This window comes from Bacillus sp. ISL-18, assembly GCF_018613415.1.
GTDB lineage: Bacteria > Bacillota > Bacilli > Bacillales > Cytobacillaceae > Neobacillus.
This window is the reverse complement of the sequence record NZ_JAGGQG010000012.1, coordinates 62,050-78,310: the sequence shown is the minus strand read 5'-3', so window position 1 is coordinate 78,310 and position 16,261 is coordinate 62,050. Positions and strand designations below refer to the sequence as shown.

Below are 16,261 nucleotides of genomic sequence, written 5' to 3'. Positions count from 1 at the left end.
CCGGTTTTTAATTGATTTTTAATCAACCCTTCAGGAAGAATTAAAAAAACTCGACACATCGAGTTTTTGTTTTGTCACTATTCGGTTAAACGGGCACGCCGCTTGTTTCGGAACCAAATAAAGCTCAAGAATACTAGAAACGAAATGATTCCGGCACAGGGAATGTACGCTGGATTAACCGAAAAGACCTTCCCGGTAAATACTCCTGCCGACATCACCGGAATCGTCCAGGCTAGTGTACCCAATAAGGAGAGCAGCCCAAATTTCCGAAACGGAATTTCGGTAATTCCGGCAAAGTATGGACTGATTTGCCTTAGTCCTGGCAGGTAAAATCCAAATAGAATCGTTTTCTGGACATTTTTCGAATAAAACCTAACCGCTTTTTGCCATCTCTCATCGTTAATCCCTACATACTTCCCAAACTTTTTAATAAAAGGATAACCAAGATATTTCCCACAGGCATAGGCTGACAGCATGCCGGTAAACACGCCGAGAATGGCGGCTGCCAGTCCAAATTCAAAGGAGAGTTTGTGCTTTCCACACAGTACCCCGATCAAAAACAGCAGGGATTCCTCAGGAGCAGGAATCCCTACGATTCCGAAAAAAAGACAGACGAAGATAACCGCATAACCATATAGATTAATATAATGTAGGATGGATTCTATATTCATAAACAGCCTCTTATTATTCCTTTAAGGGTATAAATTTTGTTCCATGATCGATGGCTTCCCTTAAATAGATTTCTAGATTCTTAATCATGTAACCCGGTGCTTCCGGGTCCGCACCCAGTGTTTCCCCGCAGTCATGAAGCAGGAGGATTGAACCTGGCTCTGCAGCTTCCCGAAGTTCCTCCAGCAGACCATTTTTGCCCTTCTCAACCTTCCAATCTCCAAAAATATGCGACCACATTATTGTTTTATACGGTTTGCTTACCAACAAGCTAAAAAGATTGAAATGGCCCCAGGGCGGCCGATAAAAAACTACCTTTTCCTTTGTACATTCCGCTATCGCTTGATCCGTTAATTCTAGCTGCTTTTTTAAACGAGACGCTGTACAGATCCAGCTTGAGACATGCTGAAAATGATGAATTCCAATCGTATGTCCTTCCTCGCTCATCCGTTTAATAATCTCCGGATTCTGTTTTACCTTACTGCCCACCACAAAAAATGTTGCTTTCACCTTATACTTCTTTAATAGATCTAACAACTGTGGAGTATAGAATGGATTAGGGCCATCATCAAAGGTAATCGCAATCGCATCTGATTGCGTCCTTTTTAAAATGCCCCAACTATTCATGCGAATCAGGATCGTTGGGACGATTGCATAAACCAGTAAGAACACGATGATGATTACAATGCCTAACAATAAAAGTTTCATGGCTGGTCCTTTCTCAGCTTTTCGGTAAAAATAATTCGGCCTCTGTCCCTTTACCTTCCGTACTGCTTATTTTAATTTCTCCGCGATGCTGTTTCATGATATTCTTCGCAATGGCCAGTCCCAGGCCAGTTCCCCCGGTTTCACGGCTTCTCGCCTTGTCCACTCGGTAAAAACGTTCAAAGATATTTTTAATTTCATATTCCGGAATCCCAATTCCGTAATCTTTTACCTTAATAACCGTATTAAGTTCGTTTACCATTAGGTAGACTTCGATTTTGTCTGTACTATATTTAATGGCATTATCGATTAAAATAATGATGGCTTGTTTAAGCTTTAGTTCATCCGCTTTAACCATTATGGCCGGAGCAGCGAAGTGCAAATCAATGTCCCGTTTATAAGCACTTTTAAGTTGTTTGATGGTGTTTTGACATAATGCGACCAAATCAAGTGACTTGGTTTCCAAATGATTCCCTGATTCGGTATCGGCTAAATCAAGAAATCTTTCGGTCATTTTTTGAATCCTGGTCGCTTCAGAATGAATCGTTTCTATGGCATCCAATGCATCGGCCTCATTTCGAATTCCCCGCCTTAATAAATGGTCAGCGAAACTCTTAATAACCGTAAGGGGCGTTTTTAATTCATGGGAAGCATCGGAAATAAATTGTCGTTGTTTATCGAGATTTTCTTCTAACCGGCCAATCATCTGATTGAAGGTAACCGCCATTTTTTGCAGTTCATCCTTTGTTTCGTGCTGTATTACAATCTTTTTAGGAATCCCGCTTTGCTCGATCTCTTCCATCGTGTTAATCATATTAGAAATCGGCCTTATGATCAGATTGGATAACCACCTGCCGCCAAGTAAAGCCAATAAGGCTCCTAAAATGGTACTTGAGATTTGAATCGAAAGTAATACATCCTTTGCCAGTTCGAGACCGGATAATTTTTCTCCCATCTCCAGTGTCGTAGTCATGCCGTCATTTGAATGGATGGGAATCCGCACAATCAGAATCTGCTCTTCACCATTCTTCTGCATAACGGTTTTTCTTTCTGCTTCTTTTTTTCTAACGAATTTCGGCTTAATTTTAGCTGCCATAGGCTTATCATTGGTTACTTCATTGGTCACTTTTGAACCGGGTGGAACCATTCTAATAAAAGAATGGCCTGTTAAATACGGTGTTAATTGTTCTTTTATAAGGACAGAGGAAGGGTTCAGTTTCATATCTTTAATCAGACTATTAGCCCTTTGGTAGAGCTCCTGATCTTCCATGTTGATGGTGATTTTCATAAATGAAAAAAAGACAACCGCATTTACAGCCACTAAAACACAGAGAATCCAAGCAGTTGTCATGATGTTTATTTTGGTTGTTATCTTCATTTGCTTAATTCTCCTTTATGGTATAGCCAATTCCCCTCACTGTTTGAATAATGGTTGGGTCGGTGAACCCTTCTTCGATTTTCTTTCTTAAATGTCGGATAAACACATCAATGACATTTGTTTCTCCTTCATATTCATAACCCCAGACATGAAAGAGGATATTTTCTCTGGTGACAATTTTATTTTTATTCATTAACAAATAAACCAGCAAATCAAATTCCTTCGGAGTTAAGGAAATGGAGGTATTTCCCCTGGTAACTTCCCGTGTTTCAGGATTTACCGTTAAATCTTGAAACGATAAGATCGATTCCTCTGGCTGCATAGCCTTGACTGCTAGAGCATTTTGCCGCAGACAAGAACGGACGCGCGCTAATAATTCCTCCATTTCAAACGGTTTGGTGATATAATCATTGGCCCCTTGGTCAAGACCTGTCACCTTGTCCATTGTCAGGTTTCTCGCCGTTAACAAAATAATCGGGATGAGGTTGTTTTCTTTTCGAATCCTTCTTAACACTTCAATTCCGTTCATCTCAGGAAGCATGACATCTAATAGGATTAAATCTAGTTTTTCGGCGAGTGCAGACTGCAAGCCGGCTTTCCCGTCATAAGCAACTACTACCTCATAGCCTTCGTATTCGAGTTCTATTTTTAAGATTTTGGCGATATGCCGTTCATCCTCGACAACCAAAATTCGCAACTTTTCCTGCATCATCAGCCCCCCTTTTGATCAAGGTAGAAACTCTATCTACTACTTCATCTACAATTTAGCACTATTTTTCTTTATTTTACTTGATTTCATTAAATTTTAATCTATTTTTCATGGAAATGTGGAAGCACCCGTTTAGGACTGTACAGGGCTGGAGTGTTTTGACTGAAAACCTTTCCCCATAAAAATAAGGAATAGCCATCAGCCATTCCCTGTTAAATCCTTCGCTATGACTTTATTTCTCAACCGAACGGTTAGCAGGAGCGCGAATTTATGAATGATTATCATTAAAATACCGGCCAAGATTAAATCAGCCCTTGTGTTGAAAGGCGGCGGAAGGATACTAAGTGAACTTAGGGCAGATGGAGTTATGCACAAACTGGCCATCATTCCGCTTAGGAGTGGATTTGTCCCGCTCCCAAAAAGGCCGCTCAAAATGAGCAAACTGCATGCTGGCAATAGAACAATCCCGCTTAAGAAGGCGAATCGTTTATTCTGTTCCGTTACAATCGGCCGCCAAATCAGCAAGGATAAAAGCATTAGCAGGAGCAGATAGCTATTATGGATATACGAATGTAAGGAAAGATAGGTTAGAATGGCTTGAAAATGATAGAAGAAAAACAGGACAGCAAAGGGAATTAAAGCAGCTAAGAAGGGGATGTTTAGTCGTTTTATCATAAGAAGAGAGGCTTCTGGAATGCCTAATAAAAACAGAGGCGGGATGACAAAAAATAACAAACTCATCTGGATCATGTGCAAACTGAATGATAAATGATTGATGCTCGATAAGGGGCTGCCGATCGTCAGATAGAGTAAGGTTAACGAGAGGAAGAAAAGCAATGGCTGCTTGTCATAAATTTTGATTTTTGTATATGTGTGTAATAGAACGATATAGAAGGCACAAACACCAATAAGTCCAGCCAATAAGGGAAAATTCCACACGAATGGATCTTCAAACAAAAAAAAGTCTAACATCCCTCTTCCTCCCCTCTGAATCAATCCTATGGTGCACACTTGGAGAAAGCCGCTATTTCCAATCTTGTTAAGAACTATAAATTATATGATTTCTGGATCAAAATATACCCACGATCGGGAGGATCTATGAGTTCAAAAAGAAAACACTCCTTCCATTACCACATAGAAGGAGTGTTTATATTGAAAATGGTGTCAGGCACCCACGATTTCCTGGAGGGTGTGTTTGCGGACTGCGAGTGCGAGGTCGGCAAGAAAGTAGAGTCCGACGGCTGACCAGATCCAAGCCCACAATGGCTCAATCTCTCCATACATTAAGGCCATGGCTGGGTGAATCCATTTTAAACAAAGGAGGGATAAAAAGCCCCAGCAGATGGAAAATGGCAGACAGATATGTCCGTGCAGCTGGAATCGGGCAGTGGAGTAATCCCACCATTGCCGTTGGAATAGCTTCTGCAGCAATGCCCCACTGGCATACTCAACCAGGGTAGGGATAAGAAAACATAAAAACAGTATGTAAGCCCAATGTGAACCCGGTGGAGTGAAATAAACCAACAGTACGGGGGCAATTCCATACATCGGTTTAAAGGGACCAAATAAAAAATTCTCCTTCAAAAACTCTCGTTTGGTCACGTAGTTATAACTATTTTCCAGCAGCCAGCCAATCAATGAATAGAGCGTGAAATAAAATAGCATGGCGGCGGCTCCCTCCATTGTAAGAACTTCTACAAGTTGAAGTTCCAAGCCTTTTAACCAATTATGTGTCATGGCTAAACCACCTTTCACGGATAAGAATTTCCCATTTTATGATTACCCGCAAAGTTGGAAATTATTCCAGTAATTACTGAATAAATAGTAACAAAAGCGCAAGCGCCTTGAACAGCCCCGACAAGCATAAGACGCTCAGGGAAGGAAGGCGCTCTTTGCCTTCATTCCCAGAGTGGCTTATGACCTCGAGGGGCTAGGCGCTGGAGCTAGACGATAAAAAAGGTGCCTGACACCATTTAGGTATCAGACACCTTTATAGCAGTTTCAATAGGAGAAACTTCTTATCTAATTGTTTTTAATGCTCCGCTCCACTTGATTACTTCGTCAAGCATGGCTGTTACATTTGTTAGGTGTAATTCAGCTGGTTTGAAAACACTGCCGTTTTCGAAATCTGTGAATAATGACAAAGTTGGATGTGTACGAACGTCTGCCACTTTTAATTCACCTAAGATACCGCGTAAATGTTCAGCTGCGCGCGCGCCGCCTGTTGATCCATAGCTTACGATACCAGCCGCTTTGTCATTCCAAGCTTCACGAGCAAAATCAAGAGCATTTTTCAACGCGCCTGTAATGCTGTGGTTGTATTCTTGAACAACGAATACGAAGCCATCTAGGCTCGCTAATTTTTCATTCCATGCAGCAATCCCTGGTTCTGTACCATCAGTAGTTCCTAAGAATGGCAGGTTGAAGTCTGCGATATCAACGATTTCGTAGTTTGCGTCACCGCGTTTGTCAGCAATTCCTTTAACCCATTCTCCTACTTGTGGACTAACGCGTCCTTGACGTGTACTTCCTAAAATAATCCCGATATTTAATTTTGTCATGTTATTTTCCTCCTTTGGTGTTTGACCAAATAATCGATTTAAAAAGCCCATGCTTGCACCGCCTCTTTGATGTTATATCTTAGTTGTGAGTATCTCAAAGTTGTTTATTTTTAATTCGAGATAATCATATAATAAAAGCTCTTTCGATGTCAACAGTTTTTTTCCAATACAATCAGAAAGGTCATAAAAAATACGTTGAAATACACATGATCGGCTTCTATGCTCTCTTGATCTATTTAGCTTATTTGGCATCTTAAAACTTAATTTACATAGTGACAGAAATCCAGACAAAAATATCAATAGGAGTGTGATTCAGTTCACTTAAGTGATAATGATTTTCATTTATAATGTGGATAGAGAAAATAAGGAGGGGGAGACATGGATAAGCAATCGATTAAGACCTATCAGGAATTTAATGAAGAAAAATTTACAAAACGGGTTATTTTTAATAAAAGCAGCAGTACGGCTTTTGTCTTAAATTTCCTTCCTGGACAAAAACTGCCCGCTCATAAGCACCCTGGCGCGGACGTCTATCTGCTTGTGGTATCCGGAAACGGCACGATAATCATTGACGGCAAAGAAAATGAAGTAACGGAACAGGATGTCATCCATATCAGTGATGATGAGGAACTTTCAGTTATCAATACGAGTAGTCAACCTGTTAGTTTGTATGTCGTGCTAACTAAGCATTCCAAATAAGAAAAGTTTGATATGAAAAAACAGTGGACTTTAGGAGGACAAAATGGATACTGAAAAAAGTGATCGCCTGCGTTCTATGCTTCAAGAGGCATTGACACCGTTTATACAGAAAATAGAGAAGTTAGAAACAGAAATAGCATCGTTAAAAGAAGAACAAAAAGAACTTATAAAAATACTCAAAAATCAGTGATACACTTTTTTGGGATAAAGCCGATAAAAAAACTAAGAGAGGTACCATTTTGGTACCTCTCTTAGTAATAAATAGCTATAAACAAATCGTTAAACCTAGCAGATTTTTTCATCAAACTTCCGGTCCCCCTGCACAAACAGAACGCCGAGCTCGTGATGGTCTCCCTCATACAGTGCGCGCTGCACAAAGCGGATTTCGCCGTTTGTGTCGAAAACCTCGAGCTTACAGTGGGCGCGGTTTTTTTGCAATGCTTCATAAAAGGTTTGTTCATCGCGGACTATAACCCCGTTGGTCTTCGAAATAATTTCCCCGACCTGAAGGCCCATTTTACTCGCCGGAGATTCCGGAATAATCCCAATAATCATCACACCGTTATTCTTCTTAGAAAAATACGAAGCTCTGCTGTCATCCTTCAAATAGGCGATTAATGCTAGTAGTTCCCGGCCAATGACAGCTAATGCTGCGACAACAATCGAAAACAACGGATACCAATAACCGGCAAGCGAAAGCAATGAAATCACAACCCCAAGAACAATGACCCGGCGCCCATGGAGCTGAATCGACTCTTTTGGGAGCATGCCTTTAATTTGCTGATGAAACCCAATTGCAAACGGTACAAAAATCAAGGAATACTCCTTTGCCCCCAAATGGAAGACTGGCCACCATTCAAAAGGAAGATGCAAGGCATTCCCAGGAATCAGCAGGAACAAAGGCACCATCCATAGCCGCTTGACTTCATGGACACCAACCACTTGGCCGCGCTTACTTTTTGCAAGCTTAGGGGAAGAACCTTTGCTGGCATTTTTAAAAATTAAGATGCCCTCGGCAACTAACAATAATCCCAGAATAACTACTAATGATGGATAGACTTTATTATCAATCGAAGAAAACGCCTTTGAAAACAGAGGTATCGACCAATTATTTTGCGCAATCATAATGATAGCGAAAAAGGAGGCCCCAAGTGTATATGCTGGTGACATCAACCGTATATTGGTTGTTAATGACCAGATCAGCGTGAAACCGGCAATCAGTATGATTGCGGCAAATGGTACAGCGATTCCCGCGGCTATCGTGAAGACCGACAGAATGAGCCCAATGACCATTCCGATTGGAAATAGCTGTCGAAGTTCAAAATAGGCATCTTCTGCCCGTATATGAAAATTTTTCCGTTCACGTTTTACCCGTTTGACACCTAATATCCCGGCAAGGAAAACGAGATAGTATAAAACAGGATGAAGAAAGAACCTGCCTGCCCCTTTTAATACTTCCACAAGCCACATTTCTACCATTTCCTGCCACCTGCCTCTATTAAAAATTTCTTAAAAATATGAAATAAAAATCTCTTAAACTTTATTTTACCAAATTACTAACATAAAACAAATTGCTAGTTTTTAGAAGTAAGGAAAATTCGTCATTTTGTCCTCACACGGTGCCGATTCCGCTCATTTTTGGAGGAATTCCGTCAATTTGTGGAGCATTTCCGCAGAATCTGCGACTATTTCCGTGGAAATTCTTGATAATTCCACGAAATTGGACACTTTTTCCGCCATCCCATAAATGAAATGAACCCCCTGATGGTTCCCACAAAAAAAACAGAGGCTTAAAGCCTCTGCCGAGTTTATTTCGTTATTAATTTTAGCGCCATTTTCAGCTGCAAATCATTTTTCTCTTTTTTCATTTCCTTTACTGCTGCCTCTTCCAGCTTAGCCGCTGTCCTTTCATCAATCTTTCCAGTAGACGGCAGATTATATTCCTGTTGGAAGACCTTTACTGCTACCTTGGTTTCCTCACTAAAATAACCATCCTTCCGGCCCGGTTCAAATCCCAATCCGTCTAATATTTCTTGAGCATTCTTGACTTGTTCATTGTTCATATCTTCCACTATTGGCTTACTGACTTGAATTGGATGGGTATTAAAGATGGCCGGCTGCTTAATGGCAACATCCGGTTTGATCCCTTTCTTGTGAATCCAGTTTCCATCCGGGGTCAGCCACTTAGCCAATGTCAGCTTAATATTGCTGCCATCCCCCATTGGAATGGCCTGCTGGACAGTCCCTTTGCCAAACGTGGTTTCCCCAACAAGCTTATATCCGTCCGCCTCCTGAAGAGAACCTGCCAGGATTTCAGATGCAGACGCACTGCCTTTGTTAACAAGGACAAGGACTGGATAATCCTTTTTCTTAGAAAGGGTTGAGAAGAAGCGTTGTTTCTCACCGTTACGCTGCTCAATTTGTACATATGGTTTATCCTTTGGAACGAACTCTTTTAAGATTTCTCCGACACTATCTAATAAGCCGCCAGGATTACCGCGTACATCAAGGACCAACCCTTTTATATGATCATTCTCAAGGGCCTTTAGGTCTTTCTTAAAATCAGCAGCGGTATCCTCGGAGAACGAGGTGATTTCAATATAGCCAATCTTTTTGCCATCCTGTTTTTTGATCGAAGAATGAACGGTCTCAAGTGGAATTTCATCACGTTTCACATCAATGCTCAACGGTTCTTTTAAGCCTTTTCTAGCGATCTCTAGTTCAACCGTGGTTCCTTTTTTTCCACGAATTTTGAGGGTAGCTTTATTTAAATCGAGGCCCTCGACACTTTTTCCATTCACTTTTAAAATTTGGTCATTTGGTTTGATGCCAGCTTTTTCAGCCGGTGAATTTTTAAAAGGCGACACAATAACAATTTTCCCATCTACCATGCCGACCTCGGCACCTATCCCTTCAAAGGATGATGATAAAGTTTGGGTGAATTGCTTCGCTGTATCCTTGTCCATATAAACCGAGTACGGATCCTTTAAAACGGAAAGCATCCCCTGAATGGCCCCTTCCACCAATTGGTCATGGTCTACCTTTTCGACATAACGGCTTGAAATGAGTTCATAAGCCTGTTCGACCTTTACAAGATTATCAGCATTTGCCTCAGTAGCTGCCGCTTTTTCTTTTGGACTGACTGCTTGTTCCAATTTTGCTGCAGCATCTGTTTTATTAAAATAAGTCATTCCCGCATAAGTTCCCCCTGCTCCTGTCAGCAGTGAACCTGTCATTAACAGGGCCATCCATCTACGATTCATCCTGAATCCTCCTCAAGTAAAAAATGCCTGTCCTTCGATTCGTCAAATTCAACCGAACCCCTGCCCGATTATTAACTTATATGTAAGGAATGGACGAGTTATGATTAGAAAAGCGAGAGGGACGCATGAATCGGAAAAAAGTAAAAAAGGAAGAAACCTGTTGGTCTCTTCCTTTTTCTGCTATGGTAATGGCACAATGCCGACAGGATTAATCGCAAAGCGCTTATCCTGTGTCCACGGACCTTTATGAAGTTCAAAGTGTAAGTGCTGGCCATGAGACGCACCTGTGTTACCCATCACACCAATTTGCTGGCCTTTTTTCACAACGGCGCCGCCGCCGACCAAACGTGTGGTCATATGAGCATAGACAGTCGTATAAACTTGTCCATTAATAGAGTGGGAGACAAAGATACAATTTCCGTAAGTGCTAGATAAATAGGATCGAATGACGACACCGTCAGCAGCAGCAACAATTGGTACTGCTGTACGATTGGCAATGTCTACACCGACGTGCCTTTCACTGCCTCGTGTTCCAAATCCAGAGCTTAAATAGCCGACAGCAGGCTGTGTCCAATAACCGCTGGATACACCAGGCGTCGATCCGGAACTAACAAGTCCAGAACTACTGCTAGAACTTGTATTACTACTACTACTACTGCTGCTGTGGCTGCTTGCTGCCTGACGCTTAGCAGCTTCTGCTGCTGCTTTTGCTGCCTTTGCGGCTTCAGCAGCCGCTTTCGCTTGGGCTTCCTGCTCCATTTTAAATGCTTGTTGAATGGCTGTTTGTTGAGCAGCAAGAAGGGCATCTTGTTCTTGTAAATCCATTAAGCCCTCGTGGACCTCATTTTCTTGATCCTTCAGGCTCGCTAATAATTTATCCTTATCTGCCTTTTGAACATTTAATTGTTGTTTTAAGGTTTGTAAGTCTGCGGCCATTTTTTCGATGTTGGCAAGATTGGCTTGAACTTGCTTCTGTTTTGTTTCCAAAGCCTGCTTATCTGCCTCGTGCTCTTTTAAGATAGCCTGGTCAGCCTGCATAATCGTTACAACTGCATTGGCACGGCCAACAAAATCACTAAAACTGGTGGAACCCATTAAAACATCCAGATAGTTAACGACACCGCCTGTTTCCTGATAACTGCGTGCTCTGTCTTTTAAGAGGATATTACGTTTCTCAATCCGGTCTTTAATAACTTCCATTTCGCCTTGAAGTTCCAGAATTTCAGCTTTGGTACTTTCTAATTTAGCGGTTGTTTCATTAATTTTATTGGTTGAGTCAGCAATAGCCTTATCTAATCTAGTAATTTCATCTTTTACATCTGCCTGCTGATTCTGTAGATCCGTAATCTGATTGCTTTTCTGATTAATAGTGGAATTGATATCGGAGCGCTGTTCTTGAATTTTGTTCTGCTCACCCTTTAAGCTGGAAATAGAGGCAGCTTCTGTTCTAACAGATGTTCCTCCAAAAATGGTTCCAAACCCTACCGTTGCCGTCACGGCAAGGGTAACTATTGATTTCCTCATAACCGGTTGTTCCCTCCGTCTCTCTATTTACAGGTAAATCGTTGCTGGCCCTGCTTTACTCATGATTGAAGGAAGGACAAATGAGTCGTCCTTCCTTAAAAAATTACACTCTTAAGAATTTACGTACGGACATGACACTGCCCCATACACCAATCAGGGCACCCATTAAAATCAAAATGCCTGAAACTTGGTACATAAATGGGTTAAACGGCAAGATCTTGATAAAGGTACCAGCAAGCTTAGGACCGATATAATCATAAGCACGATAGTATGCAATCGAGATCAGGACAATTGGTAAAATCGAGCCGATAATGCCGAGCCATAAACCTTCTAAAAAGAACGGCCAGCGAATAAACGTATTCGTTGCTCCTACTAACCTCATAATCTTAATTTCTCTTCGTCTCGCAATAATTGTAATTTTAATTGTATTGGAGATTAAGAAAATAGCCGTAAAGAACAATCCAATAACGAGGACAATCCCCACATTTCGGGCTGCATTGATAAATTTAAATAATTTTTCAACCTTGCCCTGACCGTATTTAACCTTTGCGACAAAGTTGTCTTTTTCAATCAACTTTGCCACTTTCATCGTATCTGCCGGATCTTTTGTTTTGACGATAAAGACATCATTTAGCGGATTATCCTGTTCAAAAAGCTTAAACGCTTTACCATCCTCACCAAGACTCTTGACGAGGTTATCTAGTTCCTGCGTTTTTGGTGAGAATTGAATACTTTTTACTTCTGGTATACTATCAATCTCGTTTTTCAACGTTTGCTGATCTTGTTTAGAAGCGGCAACGTCTATGTGCACACGAATTTCTACGTCTTGTTCAATTGTTTGCGCTACCCTGTTAAGATTCATCATAATGGCGAAAAAGACACCCACTAAGATTAAGGTAACCGTAACGGCACCAACGGACGCAAAAGTCATCCAGCCGTTTCTTTTAATACTTTTTAAACTTTCTCGGGCGTGACGGCCAACTGTTCTAATTTTCATAACCGTATTCACCTCTTTGCTCATCACGAACAATCTTACCGCCTTCAATAGCAATGACGCGATGTTTTAATGTATTGACGATCTCTCTGTTATGCGTTGCCATTACAACAGTGGTTCCTCTGTTGTTGATTTCTTCAAAAATTTTCATAATTTCCCATGATGTATCTGGATCCAGGTTACCCGTTGGCTCATCGGCAATCACAACCTTTGGCGAGTTGACGATGGAACGGGCAATCGATACACGCTGTTGTTCCCCGCCGGATAGCTCTGTTGGCAGCATTTTAATTTTATGCTTTAAGCCGACAAGATCGAGTACTTCCATTACCCGTTTGCGGATAAATTTTGGCTGTGCCTCAATAACCTCAAGGGCAAAGGCCACATTTTCATAAACCGTTAAGGACGGGAGGAGTTTAAAGTCTTGGAACACGACGCCTAAATTCCTTCTAAATATCGGTACCTTTTTCATTTTTAATTTGGCAAGGTTGACGCCATTCATCGTAATCGTACCAGTTGACGGTACTTCTTCACGGTACATCATTTTAATGAAGGTTGATTTACCGGCACCACTTGGTCCAACGACATAAACAAATTCGCCCTGATTAATTCGGACATCTATACCATTAATAGCTGTTACACCATTCGGATACTTCTTATATACATCTAGTAGTTCTATCATTCATTATCACCTATTATCGAAGATTATTCGACATTAATCTTCGTATTTTTACAGATTGGGCCAAAAAAACAAATAATACGTGCATAATCTTGCATGTTTTTATTATAACATCATAATCTGCTAATAAAACGGTAAAAATATTACAGTTTCTTTTCAAGAGACGCCTATCTTGACAAATTTCTTACTATTCTAAATCAATTATACAAATAAAAAACGCCCTGTTTACAAACAACAGAACGTTTTCCTCAATTCTTATTTCTTTCCTGCAAGCCATGTTGCCATGGTATTGGCATCGTCGCCCGTAACCACTTTTGCAGGCATTCCGCCTGCTTTACCGTTTTTAAGAATGTCGAGAATTTCAGCTTTGGAATACTTTGAACCAACCTTAGTTAAGTTCGGACCCATTGCACCCTTCATATCACCGCCGTGACAGCTCGAGCACTTTTGGTCATAGATTTTTTGGGCGTCACTGGCATTTGAGGTTTCCGTTGTGCCGCCGCCATTATCTTTAGACGTATCCTTTTTGTTATCATTGCCTCCGCCACAGGCAGCAAGTCCCATTACAAGAGAGGTTCCCAGTAATAGGGCTAACAGTTTTTGCTTCATCACATTACCTCCTTTTATGAGAAAAAGTTTCCATCAATGTACTATTATACCAATCTTATGCGCGTTTGAAACCTTCACCAAGTACTTCAGCCGCATCCATTACAATGACAAATGCAGATGGATCAATAGATTGAACTAAATGTTTCAATTTTGTGAACTCCGTTTGATCTACCACGCACATAAGCACTGGCCGTTCATGGTCTGTAAAACCACCATATGCTGATAGTTTTGTCACGCCACGGTCAATTTTATTCAAGATTCCTTCTCTAACTTCTTCTTGGTTATTCGTAATAATCATGGCCATTTTCGAACGTCCAAAGCCAACCTGGACAAGGTCAATCGTTTTGCTTGTCACATAGAGGGCTATTAACGCATACAAGCCTTTTTCAATATCAAAAACAACCGCAGCGGTTAGTACAATTAATCCATCAATGATGACCACACATCTCCCGAGGGTAAAGCCAGTATATTTATTGATGATTTGAGCCGCCAAGTCAGTACCGCCTGTCGAGGCATTTCCACGGAAGACAATCCCAAGCCCCAGGCCTACGCCAATCCCCCCGAATAACGCCGCTAGCAGGGCATCATGGGTCCATGGTTCTAAGTGTTTCGTCAGAAAAACGACAAACGGCAGAAAAATCGTGCCAACAAGTGTTTTGACACCGAATTGCTTTCCTAAAAAAATAACACCGGCAATAAATAACGGGATATTAAAAGCCCATTGAACAAAGGCCGGTTCCCATCCAAAAACAGCTTTAAAAATCGTACTAATCCCACTGACTCCTCCTGAAGCTACTTGGTTAGGCAGTAAAAACACATTAAAAGTTAACGCAATAATTGCCGCTCCCACTAACACGTAAATGTAATCAACTGTTATACTCCATTTCGGATACTTATGTGTTAAATTGCTTAAAACATTCATACAAATTCTCCTCTATTTTCTTTCCAGATAAATGAACCGAAAGTGAGTATAGCATTTGATAAATAGGGGTGTAAATGGCATTGAGTTAACGTGATAAAGTGTTACAAGATGTTTCTCCATTCTCCATTAGAATGTACCTTTCTTCATTGTTTCATGAAAAAGAAAAGCCTTTGCCGAAACATCTCGGCAAAGGCTTGATGATTATGAAATTCTTGAACGCAGATAGGCATTAATAAACTGATCTAAGTCTCCGTCCATAACAGCCTGCACATTTCCACTTTCCGTACTCGTCCGGTGGTCTTTTACCATGGAATAAGGATGGAAGACATAGGAACGAATTTGACTTCCCCAGCCAATTTCCTTTTGTTCACCACGGATTTCCAAAAGCTCTTGTTCCTGGCGCTCAATTTCCCGCTGATATAGCTTCGCTTTTAACATTTTCATCGCTGACTCACGGTTTTTAATTTGTGAACGTTCCGATTGGCAGGTCACGACCACTCCCGTTGGCAAGTGGGTAATCCTTACTGCCGAATCGGTTGTATTGATATGCTGTCCACCTGCACCAGTAGCACGGTACGTATCAATTTTTAAATCCTCAGTGCGTATTTCGACCTGAATTTCTTCATTAAACTCAGGCATGACTTCACAGGATACGAATGAAGTATGACGGCGGCCTGATGCATCAAACGGCGAAATTCGCACAAGGCGGTGAACCCCTTTTTCTGCTTTTAGGTAACCATAGGCATTATGTCCTTTAATCGACAAGGTCACACTCTTTATGCCCGCCTCATCACCAGGAAGATAGTCGAGCGTTTCCACCTTAAAACCCTTCTTCTCCGCCCAGCGAGTATACATCCGAAGCAGCATCGAACCCCAATCCTGTGATTCTGTCCCGCCCGCACCTGGGTGGAGCTCGAGGATGGCATTATTTTTATCATATTCCTCACTCAAAAGAAGCTGGAGCTCAAATTGGCTTAAACGAGAGGTTAGTTGTTCCAACTCTTCTTCAAGTTCAGCCCTTAATTCTTCATCATTTTCTTCTTTTACAAGTTCATATGTCAGCTCGAGATTCTCATAGGAGTCATTTAACTCCATGAACTCATTCACTTGATCTTTTAAACCATTCGCTTCGCTGATCACGGCCTGCGCCTTCTCTTGGTCATTCCAAAAGTCAGGATGAAGCATTTCATCATCTAGCTCTGCGATTCTGGCTTCTTTATTTTCAAGGTCAAAGAGACCCCCTAAAGTCCGCTAATGTCTTAGCTGTTTTTTCAAGTTCATTCCGAATTTCTGCTAATTCCATTTTCTTCACCTCTAAAAAAAATTAATCATTGCTTTTTGAATTAGTTAGTCCCTATCCATTATAGCGTGAGAACCGGATTAAATTCAAAATTAGACGATTTAGATCGTATTTTTTTAAAATCATCCCCATACATCCGCTAAGATAAATCGGGAAAAATCCATTAAATATCCTTAGTATTTATATATTTCGAAGTGTCAAAGATGGTACTATTAGATAAGAGTAAACGAGGGTTATCATCCAAATTTATAC

Annotated in this window: 17 protein-coding genes; 2 read left to right on the top strand and 15 right to left on the bottom strand. The window is 41.1% G+C overall.

The window, feature by feature from the left end; genetic code table 11:
- Positions 1-77: 77 nt before the first annotated feature.
- The 7 genes from J7E81_RS19075 to J7E81_RS19045 form a co-directional block, all read right to left on the bottom strand.
- Positions 78-671: a DedA family protein gene (locus J7E81_RS19075; protein WP_215044954.1), complete on the bottom strand. Its 594-nt coding sequence runs from the start codon at positions 669-671 to the stop codon at positions 78-80.
- A 13-nt stretch (positions 672-684) separates the two neighbouring features.
- Positions 685-1,377, bottom strand: a complete 693-nt coding sequence (locus J7E81_RS19070; protein ID WP_215044952.1) for a polysaccharide deacetylase family protein — start codon at positions 1,375-1,377, stop codon at positions 685-687.
- A gap of 13 nt (positions 1,378-1,390) precedes the next feature.
- Positions 1,391-2,752, bottom strand: a complete 1,362-nt coding sequence (locus J7E81_RS19065) for a sensor histidine kinase (RefSeq protein WP_215044950.1) — start codon at positions 2,750-2,752, stop codon at positions 1,391-1,393.
- 4 nt (positions 2,753-2,756) lie between these two features.
- The gene (locus J7E81_RS19060; protein ID WP_215044948.1) at positions 2,757-3,461 is read right to left on the bottom strand and encodes a response regulator transcription factor; all 705 of its coding nucleotides are present in this window, start codon (positions 3,459-3,461) and stop codon (positions 2,757-2,759) included.
- Between the two features lie 198 nt (positions 3,462-3,659).
- Positions 3,660-4,433 (bottom strand): cytochrome c oxidase assembly protein, encoded by a 774-nt coding sequence (locus J7E81_RS19055; protein ID WP_215044946.1) that lies wholly within the window; start codon positions 4,431-4,433, stop codon positions 3,660-3,662.
- A gap of 192 nt (positions 4,434-4,625) precedes the next feature.
- Positions 4,626-5,198, bottom strand: coding sequence for a putative ABC transporter permease (locus J7E81_RS19050; protein ID WP_215044944.1), 573 nt, complete (start codon positions 5,196-5,198; stop codon positions 4,626-4,628).
- A gap of 281 nt (positions 5,199-5,479) precedes the next feature.
- On the bottom strand, positions 5,480-6,073 hold the full coding sequence (locus tag J7E81_RS19045; protein WP_215044942.1) for an NADPH-dependent FMN reductase: 594 nt from the start codon (positions 6,071-6,073) through the stop codon (positions 5,480-5,482).
- 327 nt (positions 6,074-6,400) lie between these two features.
- On the opposite strand from J7E81_RS19045, the gene J7E81_RS19040 reads away from it, so the two are divergent.
- Together J7E81_RS19040 and J7E81_RS19035 are read left to right on the top strand one after the other, a co-directional pair.
- On the top strand, positions 6,401-6,721 hold the full coding sequence (locus J7E81_RS19040; protein WP_215044940.1) for a cupin domain-containing protein: 321 nt from the start codon (positions 6,401-6,403) through the stop codon (positions 6,719-6,721).
- 43 nt (positions 6,722-6,764) lie between these two features.
- Entirely contained in the window at positions 6,765-6,911 is a 147-nt protein-coding gene (locus tag J7E81_RS19035; protein WP_215044938.1) for a GapR family DNA-binding domain-containing protein, read from the top strand.
- A 95-nt stretch (positions 6,912-7,006) separates the two neighbouring features.
- On the opposite strand, the gene J7E81_RS19030 is transcribed toward J7E81_RS19035, so the two are convergent.
- The 8 genes from J7E81_RS19030 to prfB all read right to left on the bottom strand — a co-directional run bounded on the left by J7E81_RS19030 (position 7,007) and on the right by prfB (position 16,012).
- Positions 7,007-8,200 (bottom strand): PDZ domain-containing protein, encoded by a 1,194-nt coding sequence (locus tag J7E81_RS19030; protein ID WP_215044936.1) that lies wholly within the window; start codon positions 8,198-8,200, stop codon positions 7,007-7,009.
- A 329-nt stretch (positions 8,201-8,529) separates the two neighbouring features.
- Positions 8,530-9,984 carry a S41 family peptidase gene (locus tag J7E81_RS19025; protein WP_215044934.1) on the bottom strand — a complete coding sequence of 485 codons (1,455 nt, stop codon included), beginning with the start codon at positions 9,982-9,984 and terminating at the stop codon, positions 8,530-8,532.
- Between the two features lie 180 nt (positions 9,985-10,164).
- Complete coding sequence (locus J7E81_RS19020) at positions 10,165-11,508, bottom strand: murein hydrolase activator EnvC family protein (protein WP_215044932.1); 1,344 nt, start codon at positions 11,506-11,508, stop codon at positions 10,165-10,167.
- A 103-nt stretch (positions 11,509-11,611) separates the two neighbouring features.
- Positions 11,612-12,505, bottom strand: coding sequence for a permease-like cell division protein FtsX (gene ftsX / locus J7E81_RS19015; RefSeq protein ID WP_215044930.1), 894 nt, complete (start codon positions 12,503-12,505; stop codon positions 11,612-11,614).
- The gene (gene ftsE / locus J7E81_RS19010; RefSeq protein WP_215044928.1) at positions 12,495-13,181 is read right to left on the bottom strand and encodes a cell division ATP-binding protein FtsE; all 687 of its coding nucleotides are present in this window, start codon (positions 13,179-13,181) and stop codon (positions 12,495-12,497) included. Before ftsE ends, ftsX begins: the two co-directional genes overlap by 11 nt.
- A 252-nt stretch (positions 13,182-13,433) precedes the next feature.
- The gene (gene cccB / locus J7E81_RS19005; protein WP_215044926.1) at positions 13,434-13,787 is read right to left on the bottom strand and encodes a cytochrome c551; all 354 of its coding nucleotides are present in this window, start codon (positions 13,785-13,787) and stop codon (positions 13,434-13,436) included.
- Between the two features lie 55 nt (positions 13,788-13,842).
- On the bottom strand, positions 13,843-14,709 hold the full coding sequence (locus J7E81_RS19000; protein WP_215044924.1) for a YitT family protein: 867 nt from the start codon (positions 14,707-14,709) through the stop codon (positions 13,843-13,845).
- A gap of 201 nt (positions 14,710-14,910) precedes the next feature.
- Positions 14,911-16,012, bottom strand: a protein-coding gene (prfB, locus tag J7E81_RS18995) for a peptide chain release factor 2 (RefSeq protein ID WP_215044922.1) whose coding sequence is annotated in 2 segments (ribosomal slippage) — positions 14,911-15,939 and positions 15,941-16,012 — 1,101 coding nt in all. Because the reading frame shifts where the segments join, the coding sequence is not laid out codon by codon here.
- Positions 16,013-16,261: the final 249 nt, after the last annotated feature.